The organism is Acidobacteriota bacterium (genome assembly GCA_033549365.1).
GTDB lineage: Bacteria > Acidobacteriota > Aminicenantia > Aminicenantales > Saccharicenantaceae > JAWSUF01.
In genome coordinates this window covers 120896-146363 of record JAWSUF010000002.1, presented here as the reverse complement: position 1 = coordinate 146363, position 25468 = coordinate 120896, and the positions used below count along the sequence as shown (strand labels likewise).

Sequence of the window (25468 nt, the reverse complement as noted above, 5' to 3'; positions counted from 1 at the left end):
GAAAAACTCCGAATCGTGTAAAGACACCGGGGTTTTGATATAATCTTGGGATCGATGCGCGCCGCAACCATCCTGTTTTCGCCTTTTTCGAGAGCCGTCTGCCGGATCAAACGGCGCCTGTACGGGAGCGGCCGGTTCAAGCCGGCATCCTGCCCCGTTCCCGCGGTCAGTGTGGGCAACATCGCCTTCGGCGGTTCGGGAAAGACGCCGCTGGCCATGGAGATTCTGTCCCTGTTCCTGGCCGCCGGCCGCCGGCCAGCCTTCGTCAGCCGGGGATACAGGGGCCGCTGGGAAAAAAAAGGCGGTGTTGTCTCCGACGGTCGCACGTTGTTCGGCACATGGCGGGAGAGCGGCGACGAACCCCACATGGTCGCCCGGGCTTTCCCGCAAGCCGGCGTTTATGTCGGGCGCGACCGCCGGGCCTCCTGCCGCCTTGCGGCCGCGGACGGATTCGATGTCGTTGTTCTTGACGACGCCTTTCAACATCTGCGCCTGCGCCGGGATCTGGACATTGTTCTGCACAACCCCGAAGCCGGACGCTCTCTCCGGGAAGGTCCGCGCGCTCTCCGGCAAGCCGACGTCATCGTGATCCCTTCCGGCTCCGGTCCGCAGATCGATCGCATGAAACGGAAAAATCCCGGCGTCGATATCTTTTCCTGCACACCGGCGGCGCGCGTCCTCCTTCGCAGCGGAGACACAGCGGAACGGCCGCCCGACGCCCTGAGCGGGCGGCGGGTGCTGGCCGTCTGCGGGATCGCTTTTCCCGAACGTTTTTTCCGTCTTCTCGAAAAAACAGGGGCCGCGATCGCCGGGCGCATGGTCTTTCCCGACCATCACGCTTACCCCGAGGCCTCGCTCCGGTCGATCCGAAAGACGGCCGGCCGCCTGAAACCCGACGCCGTCGTAACGACGGAGAAGGATCTTTCCAAACTCGACGGAAAGATCGGGGAACCGGCGACGGCGCCTCTTTATGCGCTGCGCATCGGCCTCGATATCGATCCCGGATTCAAACGCCGGGTTTTGGCCGTTCTCGCCCCCGAAAGGCGCGGCGCGGGAGTTTCGTCGTGAAAGACCGGCTCGCCGTCGGCGCCTTTCGCCTTTTCGAGACGGTCATCGGGATTTTCCCCCGGGGGCTCTGCCGAGCGGCGGGGGATATTCTGGGAATATCGGCGTTTTTCCTTGACGGCCGGCGGCGGAGGATCGCCCTCGGCAACCTGGAGAAAGCTTTCGGGAACGAACGTTCTCCCGAGGAGAGAGCAAGGATCGCCCGGGCCTCCTACAGAAACTTCGGCCGCATGGTTTTCGATCTCTTCAAGCTGGCCCGCATGAGCGATTCAGCTCTCGGCCATATTATCCGTCTTGACGGAGGGCAGCATATCGCCGCTGCGCTGGCCCGGGGGCGGGGGGCCCTTGTCTTCACCGGCCATTTCGGAAACTGGGAAATCGCCTCTTTCGCCGTCTCCCGTTTGGGGCCTTTGAGCGTCGTCGCCCGCCGCTTGGACAGTGCACCCCTGGAAATCCGCCTGAGGGCTCTCAGGGAACGTTTCGGAGCCGCCGTCATCGAAAAAACCCGGGCGGCCCGGGCCGTTCTGCAGGTTCTTCGGAACAACGGAATCGCCGCCATCCTCATCGATCAGAACGTTCTCAGAAGCCAGGGGGTCTTCGTGGATTTCTTCGGTTATCCGGCTTCAACCACCCCGGCCCTGGCCGCGCTCGCACTCAGGGCGGGCTGTCCCATCCTGCCGGTTTTCGGCCGCCCGGAATCCGGCGGAACCTACCGCGTGGTCGTGGGTCCGCCGGTCTCCTTTGAGGCCGCCGGACGGTCGCCCGGTGACGTGTTGAAATTGACCCAAATATGCACTAAGATGATCGAGACGGAAATCCGACACGCCCCGGAGCAATGGCTCTGGGCTCACGACCGCTGGAGGAGTCGACCCCACAAAAACTCGGATGTGTCGCCATGAAAAAAAAAGAAACTGCATCAGGAAAACCCGCCGCGTCCCGGGACGGTAACCGCCGCCCGGACGAACTCCGCCCCGTCAAGATCCGCCTGGACGTCTTCGAATTCGCCCATGGTTCGGCCTCCATCGAAATCGGCCGCACCAAGGTCGCGGCCGCGGCCACCGTCGAAGAGCGGGTGCCGCCCTTTCTCAAAGGGCGGGGCAAAGGCTGGGTGACGGCGGAATACGCCATGCTGCCCTGCGCGACGGAAAGCCGGACGCCCCGTGAACGCGGCCCGGGACGCATTTCGGGCCGGAGCATGGAAATCCAACGCCTGCTCGGCCGGGCCCTGAGGACGGCCGTCGATCTGTCGGCCATCGGGGAGCGGCAGATCATCGTCGACTGCGACGTCCTTCAGGCCGACGGCGGCACCCGGACGGCCTCGGTAACGGTCGGCTGCATCGCTCTGGCCCTGGCTCTGAAGAAAATGATGGACGCCCGGCTCATCGACCGCATGCCCCTGCGGCATCTCGTGGCCGGGATCAGTGTCGGCCTGGTCGACGGGCAGCCCTTTCTCGATCTCGACTACGAGGAAGATTTCCGGGCCGGTTTGGACATGAACGTCATCGAAACCGACGACGGGCAACTCGTCGAGGTTCAGGCCGGCGCCGAAAAAATGCCGTTCTCCCGCAAGGAGCTGGCCGGACTTCTCAAACTGGCCGACAAGGGCATCGCCCGCCTCGTCCAGGCCCAGAAAAACGCCCTGAAAAAAAAGAGCCTGATGTTCATGGCTTACGGGCGGAGAAAGGAGCGGGGATGAAAAGGATCCTGGTCACGGGGGGCGCCGGGTTTCTCGGCAGCCATCTCTGCGACTCCCTGATCGCCGACGGCGCCGACATCGTCTGCATCGACAACTTCTTTTCCGGCTCCAAGGACAACATCCGCCACCTGGCCGCCCATCCGTACTTCGAGTTCATCCGACACGACATCATCCACCCGCTTTTCGTCGAAGTTGACGAAATCTACCATCTGGCCTGCCCCGCCTCGCCCATCCACTACCAACACAACCCCATCAAGACCGTCAAGACCAATGTCATGGGCACAATCAACATGCTCGGGCTGGCCAAGAGGACGGGTGCCCGCATCCTCCTGGCCTCGACCTCGGAAGTCTACGGCGACGCCCAGGTCCATCCCCAGCCTGAAAGCTATTGGGGCAACGTCAACCCCATCGGCATCCGGAGCTGTTATGACGAAGGGAAGCGTGTCGCCGAGACGTTGATGACGGATTATCACCGATCGAACGCCGTCGACGTGCGGATTGCCAGGATCTTCAATACCTACGGGCCCCGCATGGCCGTCGACGACGGCCGGGTCGTGTCGAATTTCGTCGTCCAGGCCCTGAAGGGCGAACCCCTGACGGTTTACGGAGACGGAAGCCAAACCCGGTCATTCTGCTATGTCTCCGATCTCATCGACGTTTTGCGCCGTCTGATGGGCGCGGAGAACCTGACAACACCGGTCAATGTCGGCAACCCGAACGAATTCACGATCATGGAACTGGCCGAAAGCGTGCTTCGGCTGACGGGGAGCGCGTCGAAAATCGTCCGCCGCCCGCTGCCTTCGGACGACCCGGTGCGCCGGCAGCCCGATATCACGCTGGCCCGGGAAAAGCTGGACTGGGAGCCCCGGATCGGCCTTGACGAGGGGCTGAGCCGGACGATCGACTATTTCAGGAAAAACCTATGAAACTCTCGGTTGTGATTCCCGTCTACAATGAACGGAACACCCTGCACGAAATCCTGAGACGGGTCCGGGAATTCCCGACGGGTCTCGAAACGGAGATCGTCGTCGTCGACGACTGTTCGACGGACGGGACGCGGGACATCCTGGAAAAGCTGGACCTGCCCGGCGTCCGCGTTTTTTATCAGCCGAAAAACGCCGGCAAGGGCGCGGCTTTGCGGCGGGGATTCGCCGAGGCCGAAGGGGATATCATTCTCATTCAGGACGCCGATCTCGAGTACAACCCGGCCGAATATCCGGTTCTGCTGGGACCGATTCTCGACGGCCGGGCCGACGCCGTCTACGGCTCGCGTTTCCTGGGCGGTCCCCACCGGGTGTTTTTTTTCTGGCATTACGTCGGCAACAAGTTCCTGACGACGCTCTCCAATGTTTTCTCCAATCTGAACCTGACCGATATGGAAACCTGCTACAAGGTTTTCCGGGCCGGCGTCCTGAAAAAAATCACGCTGAAATCCAACCGTTTCGGCTTCGAACCCGAAGTCACCCTGAAGCTGGCCAAGCTCAAATGCCGCATCTACGAGGTGCCCATCTCCTACAGCGGCCGCGACTACTCGGAAGGCAAAAAGATCGGCTGGAAGGACGGCCTGGCCGCCTTTTTCCACATCCTCCGCTACGCCTTCTTCGACTGACACCGCCGGCGGCTTGACTTTCCGGGGGAGGATGGATAATATCTTGTTTCAAGGCGCGGTTTCCATTTTTTTCAACCAAGCGGCTTGAATTATTGAGGAGGTCGTCATGGCATTTTTGTCCTGGCTCATTCCGGCCGGCATCATCATCCTCTTTCTCGCGCTTCTCAGCCTTCTGTTGGCCAAGCAATATCGCAAAGTGGGGCCCAATGAAGCCCTGATCATATCGGGCGGCCGAAAACGCACTCTGGTCAAAGACGGTGTGCGGCGGAAAATCGGCTACCGCTACCGTCTGGGCGGCGGAACGCTGGTTCTCCCGTTCATCGAATCCGTCGATGTCCTGCCCATGGATGTCCTGCCGCTCAACATCCGGACACCTGAAGTCCTGACCCACGGCGGCGTGCCCATCCTGGCTGAAGCTTCGGCCCAGGTCAAACTCAATTCCTCCGAGGAAGCCATCCACCTGGCCGCCGAACAGTTCCTCGGCGTCGGGCGCGACGGCATCCGCGACGTGGCCGTGAGCGTCCTCGAGGGCAAAGTCCGTGAGGCGATCGGCTCCATGACGGTCGAGGAACTTTTCAGGGGCCGGCAGGAGTTCTCCTCACGGGTCGTCAAGGCCGTTAAAGAGGACTTCAACCGGATGGGCCTGGTCATGCTGTCCTTCACGCTCCGTGACATCAGCGACACCCAGGGATATATCGACTCGCTGAGCCGCCCCCAGATCGCCGCGGCCAAGCGCGACGCTTCCATCGCCCAGGCCGAAACCGAGAAGGAAGCCGTCATCAAGTCGTCCCAGGCCCGCAAGGAAGCCGAGGTCGCCCGTCTGGCCGCCGAAGCCCAGATCGCCAAAGCCCAGTGGGAGAACGAGGCGAAAAAGGCCGAGTCCCAGACCGCCGTCAACGTCAAGAAAGCCCAGGCCGATTTCTCCTATGAACTCGAGCGCCACCGCCTGAACCAGGAAATCCGTAAGCAGGAAGCCAAGGTCCGCCAGATCGAGAAGGAAGAGGCCATCAAAACCGAGGAACTCGAGATCGCCCGTCGCGAAAAGGAACTCAACTCGACCGTCATCAAGCCGGCCGACGCCCGCAAATACCAGGTCAAGGCCGAGGCCGAAGCCGAGGAGTTCCGGATTTTTGCCGAAGCCCGCGGCAAGGCCGAAGCCCTGAAAGCCCAGGGAAAAGCCGAAGCCGAACAGCTCCGTTCCCGGGGTTTGGCCGAGGCGGAAGCCATGGCCAAGAAGGCCGAGGCCTGGAAGGCTTACAGCGACGCCGCGGTCATGGACACCTATATCAAAGCTCTTCCGGAAATCGCCCGGGCCGTCTCCGAACCGCTGTCGAAGGTCGACAAGATCGTCATCGTCGGCGGAGGAGGAGATAAAGGTCTGGGAACGTCCAAGATCACCGGCCAGGTGGCCGAAATCCTGGCCCAGATGCCCGACGTCGTCGAATCCCTGACCGGCGCCGACATCCGCAAGTTCCTCAAGAACAAGCTGAACCCCGAGCCGGCCAAGGAGACGAAGCCCAAGGCATGACCGGGCAGGCGCACCATGGTCTCCGATAAAGTCACCCAGATCGCATCATCCCCGACTCTCAAGATCTCGGCCAAAGCCAAGAGCATGAAGGCCGAGGGCCTCGACGTCATCGACCTCAGCGTCGGAGAGCCCGATTTCCCGACGCCGGAAAACGCCAAGGAGGCCGGCATCCGGGCCATCCGCGAAAACTTCACCCGCTACACCCAGAACGACGGAATCCCGGAGCTTAAGAAAGCGATCATCAAACGGTTGAAGGAAGACTACGGCCTGGAATACGCGGCCAATGAGATCATCGTCTCGCCCGGAGCGAAAAATTCGCTCTACCACCTCGTCCAGGCCCTGGTCAACGACGGCGACGAGGTCATCATTCCCGCGCCGTATTGGGTCACCTATCCCGAGTGCGTCCGCCTGGCCAAGGGAAAGCCGGTCGTCGTCCCGACGCGGGAGGAGGACGGATTCCTGCTGACGCCCGAAGATCTTCGTGCGGCCGTGACGCCGGCCACGCGGGCCCTCATCCTCAACAACCCTTCGAATCCGACCGGATCGGCCTATAGCCGGGAGCAGCTCGAAGCCCTGGCCCAGGTCGTCCGCGAGGAGGACATCTTCGTCATCGCCGACGAAATCTACGACAAGCTCGTCTATGACGGCTTCCGGTTCACGAGCTTCCCCGGGCTGGGCGAGGACATCCGGAAGAAAACCGTGCTCGTCAACGGCGTCTCGAAATCCTACTCCATGACGGGATGGCGCATCGGTTTCGCCGCCGGTCCGGCCGCCGTGATCGGGGGCATGTCCAAGATCCAGAGCCACTCGACCTCGAACGCCTGCTCCATCGCCCAGAAGGCGGCCGCCGAAGCATGGGCCGGGCCGCAACATGAAGTCTCGCGGATGGTCTCGGAATTTCAGAGGCGGCGGAATTACTGCCTGATGAAGCTGCGGACGATCCCGGGTGTTTCCTGTTTCAACCCCCAGGGCGCCTTCTATCTGTTTCCCAATGTCCGATCGTGTTTCAACAAGGAATTCAACGGATCGCCCATCCGCAACTCTTACGGCTTGGCCTATTACCTTCTGAGGGAGGCCCGGACGGCCATCGTGCCGGGCGACGCCTTCGGCGCCGACGATTATATCCGCATCTCCTACGCCACGAGCATGGAGAACCTCGAGAAGGGGCTGGATCGGATCGTCGAGGCCATGGCCAAGCTCAAGACATCGAAGAAGGTCCGGCGCGTGGCGCTCCAGAACGCCGTGACGCGGACACGGAAGGCCGTGACCGTCGAATCGCCCATCGACGCACCGCTTCGCGACTCGCTTCTGGCCGAGATCGAGAGCCGCCTCGAACGCGAGAACATGTTCGAGTGGAATGCCAACATCAACGGAGCCGTCGTGCGGCTGCGGACGAACGTCCCCCATCTCAACGATTTCTGGATGGAGAACTGGTATCCGGCTCCGCTCGACGACGACCTCAAACCGCACGGCGTCATCACCGCCGTGGACGGCATTCCGGGCCGCGAGCCGCGCGCCTTTTACCATCCCGAAACGAATACCGGCATCCTGGTCAACTGCGACGCCTACGGCCCGTTGCGGAATTTGGCCCTCGGCCTGGTTATGGACGTGGGCGAGAGGATGTTCGGCGCCCATGCCGTGCGCGGCATGTCGGCGGACATCGACGGCAAGGGTGTTCTGCTCGTCGGCCCTCCGGGAACGAAAAAAACCGAGCTGTTCTTCGATCTCATCAAGGACGAACGTTTCCGTCTTCATTCGAACGAGGCCGTGTTCGTGCGATTCACGAACGGCGTTCCGGCGGCCGACGCCGTCGAACGGAAGCTCTTCATCCCGACCGTGAGCGTCGAATCCTTCGATAAGCTGGCGCCGCTTTTCGATTCGAGCAAGTGCGAGAACGTCGTCACCCGCAAGGAAGACTGCCGGGATGACGCCTGCCTGCGCGGCGAGGACTGCCGCCTGGACCGCGGATCGCCCTATTGCTATAAGGCCTCAAAGGACGCCCATGCCCTGCTCGATCCGGTCTGGATCGGGGGATCGGCCGGTTGTGTCCGGAAGACCGCCCTGCGCTGGATCTTCATCCTGAGAAACGACGCCGTGTCGCCCGCCGACGTCAAGCTGGAGAGGGACGAGGCCCTGAGGATTCTGGAGGCGGGAGAGACGCCGTTCTTCAATCCTCATCTTTTGGTCCGGACGCAGGAGCGGATCGATCAGCAGAAGGCGTTTTTCCGGAGGCTTCTCGAAACCGTCGACTGCCGCCTGTTCAACAGCGGCACGGCCGGCGCCGACCGCCTCCGCGAAATCCTCTCCTAACCCTGCCCTGCTCCGCTGCCCTGCTCCGCTCTGGCTGCTGTAAGTTACTTATAATAAAAGAAATGTCTTATTTCAGCCTGCTTTGGCTGCTGGATGTTATTGATAATATTATAAATCCGTTATAATTATCCTAAAAAACGCCCGTCTAACGTTCATTTCTTTCATAATCAACGACTTCCAGCAGCCAAAGCAGGTTGATGTTGTTATGAAAAAAATCGAGAGGCTGAGATACGTAAAATCCCGGGTCCGGGCTTTTTATAAACATTCCCTTCACGGGTGAGCTGAACAAAGGGGACGTTTCCCAAAATACGTGCCTGATCCATATGATGGCGGTCGACAGGGCCGTCCTGGAGCTTGGCCTCGAAAAGACACCAGGGTTTCCCGTTTCGCGTTATCAGAAAATCCGATTCCTTTCCGTCCCGAGTTCGCACATAACGGAGATCATAGTCGACGGAGCCGGCATCATGCCAGAGATTGACGAGAGTTTTCAATTCGATGGCAACATAATTCTCAAAGCGTTTGGCGGGGTCTCGGCAGAGCCCCCAATCGAAAAAGTACGCCTTGCGTTCCTTCTTGACGGCCCGGGCGACTTTTTTGCTGAACGGGGAGACGAAGAAGAGGGCATAGGTCAGTTCCATGGCTTTGACGGCGTTTCGGACGGCTGTATAACTTATTTCTAAATCTTCTTTAAGAGCATTCAGAGAAAGAGGAGCGCCGACCCTTTCCGGCATGAGCAGCATCATTGTTGCGACATGTTCGACGGCCAGGATCCTGGTCAGATCCCGAATGTCCTCTTTTGTGAGCGCATCCACCATCTCTCTCTGCCAGCGATGATAGAACGCCTCTTCCGCCTTGAGAAGGGGCTCCGGAAATCCGCTGAATCGAAGAAGCAGCTCCAGAGCACTCTGTTCCGGTTGCCCGGAAGAGATTTTCCTTTCGATAAATTCCTCCGCCTTTTCTTCAGGATGCGGTTCCAAATGGGGGCGGCCGGCGACTTCGGATAAAGAGAGAGGATTCAGGTGAAAAAGAAAGTAACGGCCGGCCAGGGAATCTCCGGACTTTCGGAACCATTCCAGACGGGCGCTTCCCGTGACAAGAAATCGGCACTCCGTTTCGAATTTGTCGAAAACACCCTTGAGAATGTTTTTCCACTTGGGCATCTTGTGGATCTCGTCGAAACACACCCAAGGCCATCGATTCTTGGACCGAATATCCCGCATCGCACTTTCGAAAAAAGATGGGTCTTTTTTAAATGCATTGCGTACCTCTCGAAGGTCCCAATTGAAATAAAGCGCGGCGGAACCCTGCTTGGCCAGGATCCCTCGCGCAAGCGTCGTTTTTCCGGCCTGCCTCGGACCGCCGATAAAAATCATTTGGCGGCCGAGCTTGGGATCAAAAGCGATTTTTTCGAGATGCCGGGCGATCATATGGCAATTTTATCTCAACAAAGAAAAAAGTCAAGACTTTTTTATCGATATAGAAAAATCTGCCAGAGCGGAATTAAGATGTGAGGCGGGATTCGACGGCGCCGGCCAGGAGGTGGAGAATCAAGAGATGGACTTCCTGGATCCGGGGTGTCGAACGCGAGGGGACATCCAGAAGGATATCGGGGCGGGTATCGGGATCCGCGACCAGCCTGCCGCCGCCCTCGCCCGTGAGAGCGATCGTTGCCAGACCTGCCTTTTTTGCCGATCGAAACGCAGCCAGAATATTCGGCGAGTTGCCGCTCGTCGTAAGGCCCAGAGCGACGTCACCGGGTTTGCCGAGGGCCTCGATCTGCCGGCTGAATACGGCGGCGAAGTCGCTGTCGTTGCCGATCGAGGTCAGGCAGGAGACGTCCGCCGTAAGGGCGACGGCCGGGATTGCGGGCCGGTCTTTCATGAACCGGTTGACCATCTCGGCCGCAAAGTGCTGGGCCTCGGCCGCGCTTCCGCCGTTTCCGAAGACAAGGATCTTGCCCCCGCCGACGAGAGAGGCCACGCAAGCCACCACAGCCTCTTCAAGGAGGCCGCTTCGCGTTTCGGCGAACCCGGTTGCGCTCTGAATGAGGTCATCGAGAGCCGTCTTCATGTCCATGGGCGCCATTATATCACAGCCGAATCCGTCCTGATTCTACTTGGAATCCTGCATATTTTGAATTCTTATTAATTCATTCAGAATCAATAATATGCAGCAGTCCAAGCACAAGAAAACAAGCGATTTCCAATATTATCAATCTTTTACAGCAGCCAGAGCGGCGCGCACCGCATCCCGGAGAGCATCCAGGTCTTTCAGGTCGAGTCCGGCCGTCGGTACGGGCTCGAGGAATGTCACCCGGACCGTTCCCCGGCGGACAAAAAACGCGCCCTTCGGCATGATCTCGAACGTGCCGCGGATCACGACGGGAGCAATCGGCGCCTGGGCCTCGAGGGCCAGGAAGAACCCGCCCCGCCGGAAGGCCTGAAGCCTCCCGTCGCGGCTCCTCGTCCCTTCGGGAAACATGAAGAAGGAATATCCCCGCTGCTTCATCATACGGGCCGCCCGGAGAATGCTTTTCTTCCCGCCTTCCTTTCCCTTGCGGTCGACCGGAATAAATCCGACAAACCGCATGCCGAACCCGACAACCGGAATGCGGAAAATGCTCTTTTTCAGAATGACCCGGACCGGCGGCGGCAGAATCAAGAAAAGCAGCGGGCCGTCGAGAAAACTCAAGTGATTGGCCATATAAACGGCGGGCTGCCCGCGCGGGATATGTTCCCGCCCTTCGACCTCGATCCGGATGCCCAGCACCGCCCGGCTGAGAGCCATGGCCCACCGGCCGATCGCGACCAACGGGCCTCTCCATCCCAGCGCCATGCAGATCAGGACAACGGGCGTGACCAGAATGATGATCACCGTATAAATAAAAACCAGCGCGACCGTTCTCATGTTCAGGACATTTATACCTTGAGAAGCGCCAGAATCGCCAAAACGGCGAAGACGCCGAGCACAAGGATCACCAGCACCCGCGTGGAGGACGGGCTTTCCGGACCGTGAGCGAGAGGTCCGTAAGCATGCCGTCCGATCCGCGCGGCCTCGCCCCGCTCGATCCGGGCCGTCAGCCCCATGAAGAGAGTCGCGGGGTTTCGGCTGAATCGGACGGCACGCGCGACGACGCCCTCGGCCATCCGGTCGGTCGCATCAAAGAACCGCCCGACCAGCCCGACGATCCACCGGCCCGCCGCCACGCCCGGCCGCCTGTAAAGCCAGTCCACATCCAGCAGCACGGCCGCCTTGGGCTTGAGAATCTTCCGCATCAGCCAGAACACGGCGAAGGAAAAGGCGAGAATTTCAAGAACTTCGATGATATGAATCGGAACATAGGCGTTGAAGACATCCGCCGCCGGAAGAAAGCCCTGGAGAAGAGACGGCACGACGCCGAAGGCGACACAAAGCGCCGCCGCAACGGCCATGGCCGCCGTCATGTTCCGCGGCACGGGCGCGGCATGCGACACCCCCTCCCTCTCCTCCGCTCCTTTCCCACCGAACCAGGCGAAATACGGCAGCTTCAACCCGACGCTCAGAAACGTCCCCACCGACGCCAGAAGCAGCAGCAAAACCGCCCAATCAACATGCGCCTTGCCGGCCGCGGCCACAACCATGGTCTTGGAGACAAAGCCGTTGAAGAGCGGCATCCCGGAAATCGACAGCCCGCCGATCATGTAAAGCCCCACCGTCCAGGGCATGGCCCGGGCCAGGCCGCCGAGTTCCGAGAGTTTCCTCTTTCCCGTGGCCTGAATCAGGGCGCCGGCGCCCATGAACAGAAGCGTCTTATAGAGAATATTGTTGATCGCGTGGGCGGCCGCCCCGTTGACGGCCAGCGCCGTCCCGATCCCGGCCCCGGCCACCATGTAGCCGACCTGACTGATGATGTGGTAGGACAGAATGCCCCGCATGTCATCGGCCAGCATCGCGTAGACGACGCCGTAGACGGCCATCATGACCCCGAGCCCGATCAGGATCTCCCAGCCCGGAAAGACCCGCAGCAGAACATAAACGGCGACCTTGGTCGTAAACGCGCTCAGGAAGACCGATCCCGTCGGCGTCGCCCGAGGATAGGCGTCGGCCACCCAGGCGTGAAGCGGCGGCACGGCGGCGTTGACGGCAACGCCCGCCAGAATCAACCAGGCTGCAGCCGTCGCCCCCGCCGGAGCAAAAGCCGCGACGGCCGTCCCCCCGCCGCCCGCCGCGTGCATGAGGATCCCGGCGAAAAGAAGACCGCCGCCGAAAAGATGGACCAGGACATAGCGCCAGCCCGCCTTTCTCGACTCCCGCGTCCGGGCCGCCCAGATCAGAACGGTCGAGGCGACGGCCATGATTTCCCAGAAAAAGATCAGCGTATAAAAATCGCCCGCATAGACGACGCCGAGCGAGCCCCCGGCATAAAAAAGCGCCGCAGCCGGTTGCAACGCCGTCTTGACATGAAACGCATAAAGTCCCCCCGCAAGCGCGATGAAGGCGAAAGCGACGGCAAACCCGCGGCTCAGCGCATCGGCCTTCACCAGGACAAGCTCGAGCCCCGCGATCCGCAGCAGGCCGCGTGCCCCCTCGGGCATCGTCCAGGCGGCATAGAGCGCAAGGCCCGCCGCCGCCATAAACAGCCACGGCCGGAGGCGCCGCGGCAGAAACGGCAGAAGAAGTCCCCCGGCAAGAAAAGGCAGCGCAGGATGCAGGCCTTCAATCCCGGTCATAGTAGCTCTCGCTTCTCTTGATGAGGCGCATCACCAGGGACTTGGCCGCGAAAATCAGTATCAGCGCGCCCGCCCCGCCGAACAGCCCATAAAACAGCGGAATCCCGTCCCACCAGTGGTGGTATTCCCCGCCATGGAGAAAAATTCTCTCGATCACAAGAAACACCAAAGCTGCCGCCGCGATTATTGCCGCCGCCAACCCCGGCCCCCCCTGCCGCTCCGGACGCCTCCCTTTTTCCCTCATCATCCCCCGCCTCCCAGAATCCCGGCCGCAACCCTCCGGGCCAGATCGAAAAAGCGGAAGAAGAGATCCGGGAACAGCCCGAAGACAAGCGACAGAATCGCGGTCGCCACAAGCGGCACCACCATAAAGGCAGAGGCCTCGCCCTTCCCTTCAAGCCCTTTCCCCGGCTTGAAAAACGCCTTACGGACGATGGGCAGCAGGTAGGCGGCGTTCAGCAACCCGCTCACCGCCAGAACGACAAGCGGCAGGACGAGCCCGGCCTCGATCGACCCCCAGCCCAGCCACCACTTGCTGACGAATCCGTTCAAGGGCGGCACACCGGCCAGCCCGATCGCCCCGGCCGCAAAAGCGCCCATCGTCCAGGGCATGACCCGGCCGACGCCGTCGAGCTCGCTGATGTTTTCCCGATGCAGGTTGACATAAATCGCCCCGGCGCAGAAAAACAGCGTGATCTTCATCGTCGCATGAAAAGCCAGATGAAGGACACTTCCCGTCAAAGCCCCCGACGAAAGAAGCGCCGCCCCCAGCACAATGTAGGACAAGTGGCCGACCGTGCTGTAGGCCAGCCGCCGCTTGAGGTTGTCCTGCCGAAAAGCCAGGATGGAGGCCAGCAGAATGGTCGCCCCGGCGAAGACGGCCAGAATCGTGTCAAAGCCCATCTCGCGCATCAGGACCGGACCGAAGACGAAGCCGACGACGCGAATGACGCCGAAGACGCCCGACTTGACCACGGCCACGGCGTGAAGAAGCGCGCTCACCGGTGTCGGCGCGGCCATGGCCGTCGGCAGCCAGCCGTGAAGCGGCATGACCGATGCCTTGACGCCCACTCCCGCCATGAAGAGAACGAAGAGCGCCCGCAGCGTCGCTTCCGGAACACCGGCCAAACCGGCCAGACCGCCGGCCTGAAAATCGAGCGATCCCGTCGCCCCGTAAACAATGACGGCGGCGGCGATAAGGCACAACCCGGCCGAAAGAGTATAGGCCAGGTACTTCCGGCCGGCCCGGACGGCGACCGGAGTCTCTTTATGGATGACCAGAGGATAAGTCGCCACCGTTAAAATTTCGTAAAACACGATGAAGGTCAGGAGGTTCGCCGCAAAAGCCACCCCGATCGTCGCCGAAAGACAGACGGCGAAGGAGGCGAAGTAGCGGGCCTGTTTTTTCTCGCTCAATCCGCGGACATAGCCGATCGAGTAGAAAGACGTCAGGATCCAGAGCCCCGAAGCGACGACGGCGAAGAAAACCCCGAAGGCGTCGGCCCGGAGAGCCAGCCGGATTCCCGGCGCAATCTCGAAAAGCGACAGGACCGCCTCGCGCCCGGCCAGAGCGTGCGGCAGAAGCGACAGCACGAGTCCGAACTTGACGACCGCCGCAAGAATCGTCCAGAACTCCCGGAGGTTCGGCCGGCGCGAGAAAATCAGGATGAACGGAACGGCGGCCAGCGAGACCAGAACGGCCAGGAGCGGCACGTTCGAGGTAAACATCACATCAACCCCGGCGGAAGGATTTTCATGATGACGCCCTTGACGAGGAAGGCGTTGAACAGCCCGAGCGCAAGAAGCGCCGCAGCCAGAACGAGAACCGGCCCAAGCATGGAAGGCGGCATGTCGCCGGCCGCCGCCTCGACGCCGTTCGTTCCCGGCGCAGCACCCGCCTTATCAGCACTCACGGCTCCGCCCGCCGCCTCTCCCTTCTCCGCCTTCTCCATGTAGAGGCGTTCGATGACGCGGAAGAAATAGACGGCGTTCAGCAAACTGCTCACCAGGATCACGGCCAGAAAGATCCAGTTCCCCGCCTGGACGGAGCCCAGGGCCAGGTACCACTTGCTGAAGAAGCCGGCCAGAGGCGGCACGCCGACCATGGACAGGGCGCCCACGGTTAAGGCGGCCGTCGTCCAGGGCATCTTCCGCCGCACCGAAACGTCGAGGCGGTCGATCCGCGAATGCCCGAGCCTCAGCCGGAACGATCCGGCCACGAGGAAGAGCAGAGCCTTCATGACGGCGTGGTTCAGCACGTGGAGCACGGCGCCGACGATCCCCAGCGGCGAGGCCAGCCCGATGCCGATCCCGATGTAACCGACCTGAGCGACCGAGCTGAAGGCCAGCATCCTCTTCAACTCCTTCTGGGCGATGGCCATCACCGAACCGTAAATGACGGCCATGGCGGCCAGCCAGCCGATCGCCGAGGTCACGGGAAGTGTCCGGGCCGCAAACTCCGCGCCGAAGACAAAAAACAGCACGCGGATGAGGACGTAGGCTCCGACCTTTGTCCCGGTCGGCGCGATCAGGGCCGAAGCCGACGACGGAGCCCGGGTGTAGGCCTCGGGCAGCCATCCGTGGAGCGGAAAGAGGGCCATCTTGACGGACATTCCCGTGACCATCAGAACCAGCCCCACAATGACGGGCGGTTCGGTCCGCACGTGAGGCAGGATCGCGGCCAGGTCGGCCATGTTGAGAGATCCCGTCATGACAAAGACGAAGCCCACACCCAGAAGATAGAACGAGGCGCCGATCGCCCCCATGATGAGATAACGGAAGGCGGCCACGGGCGAGCCGCGGTCGCCGGCGGCGATGAGCCCGTAGAGCGCCAACGAGCTGATTTCGAGCCAGACATAGAGGTTGAAAAAATCGCCCGTCGCGACGATGCCGTTGAATCCGCAGAGCATGAGAAGAACCAGGGCGTAGTAAGGAACATCGCGATTCTCGCCGCGGATTTCGGCCCGGACGGACAGGCGCGCATGCACGAGCACGGTCAGGGCGACGGCGTTGATGACCAGGATCACGAAAGCTGAGAGCGGGTCGAGGACATATTCGATGCCGATGGGCGGCGGCCATCCGGCCATAAGATAGCGGATCCGCCCTTCATCCAGCACCCGGACCATGTTGAGAACGGAGAAGGCCGTCGCCGAAGCGGCCGCAAAAAGAGCGATCCCGGCGGCCGCCCGCTTCGCAACGAGCGTGACAAGCGGGAGAATGACGGCGCCCGCAAGCAGAATGAGGACGGGCATCACAGGAGCGTCAGGCATCCTCCTCCTCCCATTCCGAAGCCTCGTCCTCCCGTCTCATGCGTTCCATGAGCTCGGGCTCATTGAGCGTTCGATAGCGCCGGTAAATGGTGACCAGCAGGGCATAGCCGACACCGGCCGTGGCCACGCCAACCACGATGGCCGTCAGCATGAGCGTGTGCTGGAGTGGATTGACGTAAAACCCCGATTCGGCCGTTCCAACGACCTTGTCGACGATCGGGATCGTGGCCTCCTTCTTGACCGCGCTCGATATGAAAAAGATGATGACGGCCGCCTGGAAGATGGTCATGCCGATGAGCTTCTTGACCAGATTGCGCTTGACGATCATGCCGTAGAGGCCGAGAACGAGCAGGATGACCACAAACCAGTAGGCATAGTGGCCGACAAAGAATTCCAAGCCCGTCATCTGTCCCCCGCCTCGAGGATGTCGTCGTAGATGGAGACCAGAATGCCCACGACGGCAAGCCCCACGCCGACTTCGATAATCAGGATGCCCAGGGATCTCAGAGCCGCAGCCGTACCGGAAAGAGGCAGGTAGGCATAGTCCAGGAATGAGCCGCCGCCGATCATGGCCGCGACACCCGTGCCGAAGTATATCAGCACACCCACCGCACCCAGAGGCATGCCGAGACCGCGGGGGAACTGGAGCTGGGCGATGTCACCCCCGACGGCCAGGCGGATGAGGATTACGGCCGCGGCCAGCATGGTGCCGCCCTGGAATCCGCCGCCCGGACTGTAATGGCCGTGAAAAATGACGTAGAGCGCAAACAGCATGATGAAGGGCGAAAGCGTGCGGCTGACCAGGATGACGATGTCGTCGGTCTCGTAGTCCCTCACGGCTCGATTTCTCCCTTGGGATTTTTCCGCTTCCGGCGCAGGATGAGAAGGCAGGCCAGTCCGGCCGCAAAGATGACCGTTTCCTCGCCCATGGTGTCGAAGCTCCGGTAATCGGCCAGGATGACGGTGACCATGTTCGGCGTCGCGGCATCCCTGTAGGCGTTACGGATGTAATAGGACGGGGCGTTGGGCGTTCCGGCCGGGCTCGTATCCCGGTGCAGAACGGCCGTCGGGTCGCCCCGGTTCGGAAGTCCCGACGCGGCATAAATCAGCAGCCCGGCGAACAGGGCGAGCGCGGCGAAATTGGCGGCTTTGATCAATCCCGGCATTTCCTTGTCGTTTTGAAGATGGTGACGACGAACAGCACGCCGCTCACGCCGCCGCCGACGACGGCCTCGGTGAAGCCGACGTCTACGGCGCCCATGGCGACATAGAGAAGAGCGGAAAGAAAACTGAACACGGTCAGGCTGACGACGGCGGTCAGGAGATTCCGCGACTCGAGGGCCAGGAGAGCCGAGGCCACCAGGAAAATGAGAAGCGTGACTTCGAGTTCCCAGTGCATTCAGGGCTCCTTTCTTTTAATCGGACAGGCCGGGCCGCCGCCGTTCTCATCGTCGTCATCGCCCTCAGCATCATCCCGGAGGAGGCAGACGCAGGCCTCGACGTCCAGGCCCTGGCCGCCATCCATTTCGTCCTCGTGGCCGACCGATTCGGAATCGGTGTGATCCTCGCCTTCATGCGTCCCGTCCGCACTTTCCGACCGGAACCAGGGCCGCAGACCGAACCGGAAGGCGGCTTTGGCCAGGGCGTGCGTGGCCGTCGGGCTGGTCAGTCCGACGAAAACCATGATCATGACCAGCTTGACGCTGTTCAGGGACAGCCCCTCGTGGACGACCAGGCCGAGAACGACGAGAATGATGCCCAGGGTGTCGCTCTTGCCGACGGCGTGAGCCCGGCTGTAGAAATCCGGCAGGCGGACGAGCCCGATGCTCCCGACGAGGAGAAAAAACACCCCGACACTGACGATGATGTTGGAAATGATGAAATTGATGGGCATCACTTCCTTCTTCTCACCATCGCGCCCAGGTAGCGGGCCACGGCGATCGTCCCGATGAAATTGAGAACGGCATAGGCCAGGGTGATATCAATGAACATGTCGAGGCGGTCAAAAATGAAGCCGACGACGACGACAAGGACCATGGTCTTTGTCCCGAAGGCGCCGGCGCCGAGCATCCGGTCGAAGAGCGTCGGGCCGCGGAGAACGCGGTAGAGCGGAATGAGGATGATGACGGTCAGGAGGACGCCGAGATAGACGAAATATCGTTCCATCAGGTCCGCCTCGTCGTCTTGAAAACCCGGAGACGGCTGACGATCTGGCCCGGTTTCTTGTCGTAGAGACGGGCCACCTGTCCCGGGAGGGAGCCGTCGGCGATGCCGGTGAAGGAAAAGTCGGTCAGGGCGTGGACAAAGAAGGCTTCGCCGTCGAGTTCGACGGTCAGCGTGCCGGGGGTGAGGGTGATGGAATTGGCCAGGATGACCCGGGAAGCCGTGGTCGGGAGCTTTGTCCGGAAGCGGATGAGGGCCGGATCGGCCGGAAGCTTGGGATGGAGAACCACCGCCGCCACCTGAATGGAGGAGATGACGATCTGCCAGAGGAGCCAGGGGATGTAAATGAAGAGCCGCCGGACGCGGATCGGGGCGGACTGGCAGAGATCGTCGCGAATGAAGAAAAACTTGTTCAGTCGGAAATTGACGGCCGTGACGAGCAGGGCCGAGGCGATGCCGGCCCCGATGTGAAACGCGTCGTAGTGGCCGCTCAGGAGGAGCCAGAGGCCCATGAGGAGCGCAAACTGGACGGCCATGTTGCGGTAGAAGACATAGGCCGCCCGCCGGGATGGAAAGCGCAGGACGCGAAAAAAGCCCGTCCCGGAGCGCATCGGCCCGCAGGCTTTTTCCACAGTCCGGATTTCTTCTTTTTCGTCGATATCCACGTCGCGGTCCTCGTCCCGGCGGATGCGCCGGTCGGGCCGGCGAAGCGCGCCGTCAAGATAGGGAAAATAACATTTTCCGACAAGCCCTGTCAAAGATAACCCCCCTCCTGGCGGACACCGTCATTCCACTTTACGAGGAATACCTGACCTTCGGGGGGGTTCCCGGGTGTCGTCCTGAAATCTTCATGTCCTATTTCAATCAGGAAGTCGTCCATGATTACCGAATTAAACATGGATCTATGCTGGGCCGCGAGTAATTTCTTTATTATCTGACACTTCAAGCAGCCCAAGCAGGCCAAAACAGCGTATATCGCTTAATATCAGCTACTTTAAGCAGTCTGAGCGGGGAGGGCGTTTCGTTAAAACACCCTTTATTATGATACATATTTTTATCAAAACACCCTTGACTATTAAACAGAACTCCGAATAAAATATCGTGTCAAAGAGGGACAAATGTTTGAAAGAGCAATACTTCGCAGACTTCACGAATGGAAGAGCCAATCGGATCGCAAACCCCTTATTCTTCGGGGCGCTCGTCAGGTCGGAAAGACCACGGCCGTTCGGCTGTTTTCACCGGTTTACGACCAGTTTATCTCTCTCAACCTCGAGAAACCCGAAGAGGCCGGGCTGTTCTCCCGATCCCTAGCTCCCTCTGAACTCATGCAAGCCATCAGGTTTTTCAAAGGGCTTCCGAGCATTCAAGGCCGCACTCTTCTTTTTCTCGATGAGATTCAGAACTCTCCCGAAGCCGTGACCTCCCTGCGTTATTTCTTTGAAGAACTCCCCGGTGTTCACGTGATTGCGGCCGGCTCACTTCTCGAGGTCGCCCTGACTCAGAAACAGATCGGCATTCCTGTGGGAAGAGTTGAATACGCTCTGATGCACCCCCTGACCTTCAGAGAGTTTCTTGGCGCCACAGGCGAAGCCCATGTCCTCGAAGCCCTGGACACCATTCCCGCCCCTGAATACGCCTTGGGCGGGCTCATGAATTTATTTCACCGATTTGCTCTTGTCGGCGGCATGCCCGAAATCGTCGCTCGATATGCCGAACATCGCGACAGCGTGGCTCTCGCGCCTCTTTACCGCTCTTTGTGGACATCCTTTCTGGACGACATTCCCAAGTATGCCCGAAACGAGACCATGAAGCGTGTCATCCGCCATTGTCTCGAAGCGGCCCCCCTGGAAGCCGGCGAGCGGATCAAGTTCGCGGGTTTCGGCAAATCGAACTACCGCTCGCGGGAGGCCGGCGAGTCTTTAAAGACTCTTGAACAAGCCATGCTCCTTCACCTCCTCGCACCCACGACATCGACGGAGATTCCTCTCGTTCCCGACCGTCGAAAATCGCCCAAGCTGCTGTTCCTGGATATCGGTCTGATCAACTTTTCGGCCGGCATCCAAGGGCACTACTTCGAGTATCCCGATCTTTATTCTTTCTATCGTGGCCGGATTGCGGAAATGATTGTCGGTCAGGAGCTGATCGCCGTCGATCCCCACCACGGCAAGCCTGTTTTCTGGGTGCGGGAAAAAAGCCAAGCTCCTGCTGAAGTCGATTTCGTTCTCCAACATGGAAGCCTCGCCGTTCCTGTCGAGGTCAAGGCCGGAGCCAAGGGCACGCTGAAGTCGCTCCACCAGTTCATGAACAGGTGCCCCCATGAGTTTGCCGTCCGACTTTACGCGGGCCCCTTGGAGCTTGCGCGAACGAAAACCTCCGAAGGCAAGCCATTTACCCTCCTCAACCTTCCTTATTGCCTCGCCGGAGAATTGCAGGCCTACATCCGCTGGATGATCGAGAGAGGATGAGCGGCCGGGTCAGCGGATGATTTTGCCGTCCCAGAGCTCAGAGAGGAACCTGCGCCAGGGCATCACCCGGATGCGGCCGACCCGGCGCTCTTCCCTTTCGTTGCAGACGACAATCGCACTCTTCGGCCCATATTCATCCAGAAACACGTCGAGCGACTTCAGTTCATTCGAGTCGACGCGGCGGCTTCCCTTGACCTCGACCGCCGCTTCGCCGTCGCCCAGCACGAAATCCACTTCATGGCCGGTTTTTGTTCTCCAGTACCGGATGGGATAATGCAGATCCCGATACGAGGCATGAGCCGCAAGTTCCATAAGGATGAAGTGTTCGAAGGCCCGCCCGAAGCCCGACCCGCGTTCTTCCGGGACATGGCGCTTGATGACGGCCCCGGCAACACCGACATCGAAGAGATAAAATTTAACCGCCTTGGTCAGGATCTGCCGCGATGTTTTTTTGGTGAACGGTTCGACCATCCGCCCCAGGAGCGTATCCACAAGGATCTGGAAGTATTCCCGGACCGTTTTGGCGTCAATCCCGGCATCGCGGCCGATATTCGCAAAATTGAGCAACTCCCCGTGAGAGGCGCCCATGGCGTCAAAGAACCTGGCAAAGCCCGGGATGTTCCGGGTCAACCCCTCGGCGAAGACCTCTTCTTTTAGATAATCCTGAATATAGCCCGAAAGAGATTTTCGATAAGTCTCCTGGAAGTAATGGCTGGGAATCATCCCCCGGTTCAGGGCTTTGAGCAGGTCGAAGTCCTCGAGTTCGGATGTGACCAGAGGGAACATCTCGTATCGCCAAGCCCGCCCGCCAAGAAGGTTCGCTTTTCCCCTCTTCAATTTCCGGGCGCTCGATCCGCAAAGAATGAAACGAAGGCCGTGACTCTCGATCAGTCCGTGGACCTCGTCCAAAACGCCGGGCACTTTTTGAACCTCATCCAGAATGATCGGATTTTTGAGGGATTCCGGATCTTTGGCCAGGATTTGCTCCCGGAGAAGGGCGGGTCGTTTGGTGAAGTCGAGGGCGACATCCGTTTTGAGAAAATCGAACACCACGCTTGAAGGAAACGCATGTTTCAAGAAGGTGGATTTTCCCGTTTTCCTGGGCCCCCACAGGAAGGCGGATTGCCTCGCCGGGAGCTTGATGTTCAAGAGCCTCGGCAGAATATCCATTATGGAACATTCTCCATATTAGTATTACCAATAAGGAATATATTCCCTAATGGTTTTATTGTCAAGTCTGATCCGGTTCGTCAGGTCTTGACATAAATGGGTTTTTGATTTTGACGCCGGCGAGAGTTCGGCCGGAGGTCAGGTCTTCGGAAAGAAGCACGGCGGCGCCGCCGCGCACCGCCGCCGCAGCCACGAGGGCATCCCAAAACGAGAGCTTTTCCCGGCCTTCGAGATCGACGGCCATGAGAACCGATTCGCCGTCGTTCACAACGACGCCCCAGGTCAACATGTCCTCGACGATTTCCCGGGCCTGCATCGGCTTCAGAGGCCGGGGTATTTTCCGGGTCAGCGTGACATAGAGTTCTTTGCCGGGCCTTGTGGTGTTTTTCGCCCGCGGTCGTATCGTAGGCGTAGACGATACCGCATTTCTGCTTGCTTATAAATTTGCCTATAAGCAAAAATATGCGCTAAAAATTTTGCTTATACGCAAAAAAGATTGACTTTCAGCGAATCCGGGTTTCACCGCTTCTCGGACGGCGTCCATGTGATCTCCGCCGACCGGTTTCTTACCGGACTTGTATAAGCATCCAAAGCAGATTAAAACAGCATATATCGTTTATTATTAGTGACTTCCAGCAGCCAAAGCAGGCTAAAATGCGTTAATGTGTTTATTATCTAACACTTCCAGCAGTCTGAGCGGGGACAAGGTGGCCGTCGATGAAGACGCGGGAGACGCGCGTCAGATAGTGGAACGGGTCGCCGGTGAAGATGACGATATCGGCGTCTTTTCCGGGCTCGAGGCTTCCGACACGATCCGCAACACCCAGGATTTCTGCCGCCGAAAGCGTCACCGCCCGAAGGGCCGCATCGCGGTCGAGTCCGCCCTTGACGGCCAGCGCCGCGGCCAGGGCAAGCTCCTCCTGTGTTCCGATACCAGAAGCGTCCTCGGCCGATAGTGCCACCTTAACTCCTGCTTCAGCCAGCAGGGCGGCGTTTTCGATCTTCACATTCATCGTTTCGATTCGCTTCGACCCGACACCCATCGGCCCGACGACGACCGGAAGACCGCGTTCGGCGATCTCTCCGGCCAGCCTGTATCCCTCCGCCGCGCCGACCAGGACGGCCCGGAAGCCGAATTCGTCGATCAGCCGGAGAGCCGTCCGGATGTCGTCGGCCCGATGACACTCGATAAAGGCCTGGAGTTTCCCTTCGAGGAGATCGGCCAGGGGCTCGAGGTCCAGATTTCGCGTCAGGGGCGCAGGCGCCGCGTCGCTCTTCCACCCCTTCGCCGCCGCGGCCGCTTTTTCGGCATGTTCTTTTCTCTTCCGGCCGTATTCGGCCGCCTCCAGCAGCGTCTTGCGAACGACGTAGGCGCTTCCCATGCGCGTCGACGGCAGGCGGCCCTTGCCTCCGAAGGCATCCTTCGGCCCCTCGCCGAGCGAGAACTTGATTCCGGCGGGTTCCAGGAGAACCATGTCCTCGGCCGTTTTCCCTCTCGGCTTGACGACGGCCGTCCGTGCGCCGATGACATTGGCCCGTCCCGGAGCGATCATGAGCGTCGTGATGCCGGCCCGGGCCGTCTGTTCGAACCGCTTGTCGAAGGGATTCAGGGCATCGAGAATGCGGAGCCCCGCCGTCACCGGATCGGACAGCTCGTCGCCGCCCGGCGGCCCATACATCTCGCGGAGGCCGATCGCCGCATTCGACTCAACGAGGCCCGGCAGAATCCAGCCTCCCGCCGCATCAACGATCTCCGCCCCATCGGGGATCGGCACATCGGCCGCCGCGCCGACGGCCTTGATCTTGCCGCCTTCGATCAGCACGACTCCGTTTTCGATCTCCGGTCCGGCCATCGGCACGACCCGGCCGTTCCTGATCACAAGCACGCCTTTCCCGGATTGTTCCGCGATTGTCGTCTCCGCGCTCATCACAACCGCAGCCAGGACCGCCGCCCCGATTAAAGCTGCACGCACTTTTCTCATCTCAGCCCAACCCTTCACTTTCCATCCTTGTCCGCCGTGTAAACGACCTTCCCGTCAACGAGGACCATCACCGTCCGCGTCATGATGTCGAACGGATCGCCGTCGAAAACGGCCAGGTCGGCGTCCTTCCCCGGTTCGAGGCTTCCGATCCGCCCCTCAAGACCCATGGTTCGGGCCGGGTTGAGCGTGATCGCTTTCAGAGCCTCGCCCGGATCCATGCCGTACTTCACGGCCACGGCCGCCTGATAGCGGAGGAAGGACTGCTGAACGACGTCGGCATCCGACATGATGTCCACGTGGACGCCTTTATCCCGGAGAAAACCCGCCAGGTTGATGAGCCGCCCCTCGTCGTCATAGGTCGTCATCTGCGGCCCGACGACAACCGCAACGCCGCTCCGGGCCAGTTCATCGGCCACTTTATAAGCTTCGACGGCATGGCCGAGCGAAAGCCTCAGGAAGTTGAACTCCTCGGCCAGCCGCACGGCGGTCATGATGTCGTCGGAGGTGTGCACATGAATATGGACCGGGATTTCCCGGCGCACGACCTTGAGCATGGCCTCCTTCTTGAGGTCCCGTGGCGGCGGCACGGCCTTTGGATCCTTGGCCTTTTCTTTTTCGTAGCGGTCCAGCGCAAAACCGTAATCGGCCGCCTCGACCAGCGCCTTCCGGACAAGATAGGCGGCCCCCATCTTGGTCGTCGGCATGACGCCCTTGGCGGCATAAGCGCCTTTCCGGCCAAGCGCCATCTTCATGTCGGCGGGAAACAGGATGACCATGTCGTCCACGGTCCCGCCCCGAAGCTTCAGAACGGCCGACTGCCCGCCGATGACATTGCCGCTTCCCGGACGGGCCGCAACGGCCGTTACGCCCTCGGCCAGGGCATTTTTAAACTGGTCCCGGTCCGGACCGAGGCCTTCAGGGTGAATGGAGTCGATGATCCGGAGTTGGGGGGTCACCGGGTCGGTCGTTTCGTTGTCTTCGGTGATCCCTCCCGACGGCCCGAGCCCAAGGTGCGAGTGGGAATCGATAAGCCCCGGCGTAACGACTCGCCCTTTCGCTATGATGACATGCGCACTTTCCGGGACGGCGATCGATCCGGCCGGTCCGACAGCCGTGATCTTTCCGTCGCGGATGAGAACGACGCCGTTTTCGATCTCGAGTCCCGTCCCGGTGAGCACGCGCCCGCCGATAACGGCGGTCAATGCGGACGTTTCAACACCGCTTTCCGCATCCCCGCGCAGGCTACCGCGCGTCTCCCCATCCGTTCCCGCCCATGCCGGGCCCGCCCCGGCCGTTCCCTTCAGGAATATGAAAATAGCCGCCGCAGCCGCCACGAGCAGAATCCCGATCGCCGCAGCCGATTTCTTCTTGTGAATCATGCGAGCAACTCCTTCCGAATGACACAGAACTCTCAATCTTCAATTCACGCGACTGAGAAGCAATTCTAACAGCCCGGACGACCGGAATCAAACCGCGGCGGCGGCTTCGCTCATCCCGGCCGG

The 25468-nt window shown here is 60.5% G+C and carries 26 protein-coding genes; 8 read left to right on the top strand and 18 right to left on the bottom strand.

Features of this window, described 5'->3' with window-relative positions:
* Positions 1-54 precede the first annotated feature (54 nt).
* From lpxK to SCM96_03425, 7 genes are all read left to right on the top strand, one after another.
* Positions 55-1068, top strand: coding sequence for a tetraacyldisaccharide 4'-kinase (gene lpxK / locus SCM96_03455; protein ID MDW7759677.1), 1014 nt, complete (start codon positions 55-57; stop codon positions 1066-1068).
* Positions 1065-1964 (top strand): hypothetical protein, encoded by a 900-nt coding sequence (locus tag SCM96_03450; GenBank protein ID MDW7759676.1) that lies wholly within the window; start codon positions 1065-1067, stop codon positions 1962-1964. Before lpxK ends, SCM96_03450 begins: the two co-directional genes overlap by 4 nt.
* Complete coding sequence (gene rph, locus SCM96_03445; protein MDW7759675.1) at positions 1961-2761, top strand: ribonuclease PH; 801 nt, start codon at positions 1961-1963, stop codon at positions 2759-2761. Before SCM96_03450 ends, rph begins: the two co-directional genes overlap by 4 nt.
* Positions 2758-3687, top strand: coding sequence for a UDP-glucuronic acid decarboxylase family protein (locus SCM96_03440; GenBank protein ID MDW7759674.1), 930 nt, complete (start codon positions 2758-2760; stop codon positions 3685-3687). Before rph ends, SCM96_03440 begins: the two co-directional genes overlap by 4 nt.
* Positions 3684-4370: a glycosyltransferase family 2 protein gene (locus SCM96_03435; GenBank protein ID MDW7759673.1), complete on the top strand. Its 687-nt coding sequence runs from the start codon at positions 3684-3686 to the stop codon at positions 4368-4370. Before SCM96_03440 ends, SCM96_03435 begins: the two co-directional genes overlap by 4 nt.
* Before the next feature lie 106 nt (positions 4371-4476).
* Positions 4477-5898, top strand: a complete 1422-nt coding sequence (locus tag SCM96_03430) for an SPFH domain-containing protein (protein ID MDW7759672.1) — start codon at positions 4477-4479, stop codon at positions 5896-5898.
* Between the two features lie 15 nt (positions 5899-5913).
* The gene (locus SCM96_03425) at positions 5914-8208 is read left to right on the top strand and encodes an aminotransferase class I/II-fold pyridoxal phosphate-dependent enzyme (GenBank protein MDW7759671.1); all 2295 of its coding nucleotides are present in this window, start codon (positions 5914-5916) and stop codon (positions 8206-8208) included.
* 203 nt (positions 8209-8411) lie between these two features.
* On the opposite strand, the gene SCM96_03420 is transcribed toward SCM96_03425, so the two are convergent.
* The 14 genes from SCM96_03420 to SCM96_03355 form a co-directional block, all read right to left on the bottom strand.
* Entirely contained in the window at positions 8412-9635 is a 1224-nt protein-coding gene (locus SCM96_03420; protein ID MDW7759670.1) for an AAA family ATPase, read from the bottom strand.
* A 73-nt stretch (positions 9636-9708) separates the two neighbouring features.
* Positions 9709-10284, bottom strand: a complete 576-nt coding sequence (locus SCM96_03415; GenBank protein MDW7759669.1) for an SIS domain-containing protein — start codon at positions 10282-10284, stop codon at positions 9709-9711.
* A 135-nt stretch (positions 10285-10419) separates the two neighbouring features.
* Positions 10420-11115, bottom strand: coding sequence for a lysophospholipid acyltransferase family protein (locus SCM96_03410; protein MDW7759668.1), 696 nt, complete (start codon positions 11113-11115; stop codon positions 10420-10422).
* A gap of 11 nt (positions 11116-11126) precedes the next feature.
* Positions 11127-12917: a Na(+)/H(+) antiporter subunit D gene (locus SCM96_03405; protein ID MDW7759667.1), complete on the bottom strand. Its 1791-nt coding sequence runs from the start codon at positions 12915-12917 to the stop codon at positions 11127-11129.
* Positions 12904-13164 (bottom strand): hypothetical protein, encoded by a 261-nt coding sequence (locus tag SCM96_03400; GenBank protein ID MDW7759666.1) that lies wholly within the window; start codon positions 13162-13164, stop codon positions 12904-12906. The genes SCM96_03405 and SCM96_03400 overlap by 14 nt, the downstream gene beginning before the upstream one ends.
* On the bottom strand, positions 13161-14645 hold the full coding sequence (locus tag SCM96_03395; GenBank protein MDW7759665.1) for a monovalent cation/H+ antiporter subunit D family protein: 1485 nt from the start codon (positions 14643-14645) through the stop codon (positions 13161-13163). The genes SCM96_03400 and SCM96_03395 overlap by 4 nt, the downstream gene beginning before the upstream one ends.
* Positions 14645-16186 carry a monovalent cation/H+ antiporter subunit D family protein gene (locus SCM96_03390; GenBank protein MDW7759664.1) on the bottom strand — a complete coding sequence of 514 codons (1542 nt, stop codon included), beginning with the start codon at positions 16184-16186 and terminating at the stop codon, positions 14645-14647. The genes SCM96_03395 and SCM96_03390 overlap by 1 nt, the downstream gene beginning before the upstream one ends.
* Positions 16179-16592, bottom strand: coding sequence for a cation:proton antiporter subunit C (locus tag SCM96_03385; GenBank protein MDW7759663.1), 414 nt, complete (start codon positions 16590-16592; stop codon positions 16179-16181). The genes SCM96_03390 and SCM96_03385 overlap by 8 nt, the downstream gene beginning before the upstream one ends.
* The gene (locus SCM96_03380; protein ID MDW7759662.1) at positions 16589-17023 is read right to left on the bottom strand and encodes an MnhB domain-containing protein; all 435 of its coding nucleotides are present in this window, start codon (positions 17021-17023) and stop codon (positions 16589-16591) included. The genes SCM96_03385 and SCM96_03380 overlap by 4 nt, the downstream gene beginning before the upstream one ends.
* A complete protein-coding gene (mbhE, locus tag SCM96_03375; protein MDW7759661.1) occupies positions 17020-17343 on the bottom strand; it encodes a hydrogen gas-evolving membrane-bound hydrogenase subunit E in 324 nt (107 codons plus the stop codon). Before mbhE ends, SCM96_03380 begins: the two co-directional genes overlap by 4 nt.
* A complete protein-coding gene (locus SCM96_03370; GenBank protein ID MDW7759660.1) occupies positions 17340-17585 on the bottom strand; it encodes a hydrogenase subunit MbhD domain-containing protein in 246 nt (81 codons plus the stop codon). Before SCM96_03370 ends, mbhE begins: the two co-directional genes overlap by 4 nt.
* The gene (mnhG, locus tag SCM96_03365; GenBank protein MDW7759659.1) at positions 17586-18080 is read right to left on the bottom strand and encodes a monovalent cation/H(+) antiporter subunit G; all 495 of its coding nucleotides are present in this window, start codon (positions 18078-18080) and stop codon (positions 17586-17588) included. It lies immediately after the preceding gene.
* Entirely contained in the window at positions 18080-18352 is a 273-nt protein-coding gene (locus tag SCM96_03360; protein MDW7759658.1) for a monovalent cation/H+ antiporter complex subunit F, read from the bottom strand. Before SCM96_03360 ends, mnhG begins: the two co-directional genes overlap by 1 nt.
* The gene (locus SCM96_03355) at positions 18352-19107 is read right to left on the bottom strand and encodes a Na+/H+ antiporter subunit E (GenBank protein MDW7759657.1); all 756 of its coding nucleotides are present in this window, start codon (positions 19105-19107) and stop codon (positions 18352-18354) included. Before SCM96_03355 ends, SCM96_03360 begins: the two co-directional genes overlap by 1 nt.
* Positions 19108-19467: 360 nt before the next feature.
* Here SCM96_03355 and SCM96_03350 point away from each other — a divergent pair, with 360 nt between their 5' ends.
* Entirely contained in the window at positions 19468-20814 is a 1347-nt protein-coding gene (locus SCM96_03350) for an AAA family ATPase (GenBank protein ID MDW7759656.1), read from the top strand.
* 9 nt (positions 20815-20823) lie between these two features.
* On the opposite strand, the gene SCM96_03345 is transcribed toward SCM96_03350, so the two are convergent.
* From SCM96_03345 to SCM96_03330, 4 genes are all read right to left on the bottom strand, one after another.
* On the bottom strand, positions 20824-21984 hold the full coding sequence (locus tag SCM96_03345) for an ATP-binding protein (GenBank protein MDW7759655.1): 1161 nt from the start codon (positions 21982-21984) through the stop codon (positions 20824-20826).
* A gap of 61 nt (positions 21985-22045) precedes the next feature.
* A complete protein-coding gene (locus SCM96_03340) occupies positions 22046-22300 on the bottom strand; it encodes a hypothetical protein (GenBank protein ID MDW7759654.1) in 255 nt (84 codons plus the stop codon).
* A 355-nt stretch (positions 22301-22655) separates the two neighbouring features.
* A complete protein-coding gene (locus SCM96_03335; GenBank protein ID MDW7759653.1) occupies positions 22656-23957 on the bottom strand; it encodes an amidohydrolase family protein in 1302 nt (433 codons plus the stop codon).
* A gap of 23 nt (positions 23958-23980) precedes the next feature.
* Entirely contained in the window at positions 23981-25345 is a 1365-nt protein-coding gene (locus SCM96_03330; GenBank protein MDW7759652.1) for an amidohydrolase family protein, read from the bottom strand.
* Positions 25346-25468 lie beyond the last annotated feature (123 nt).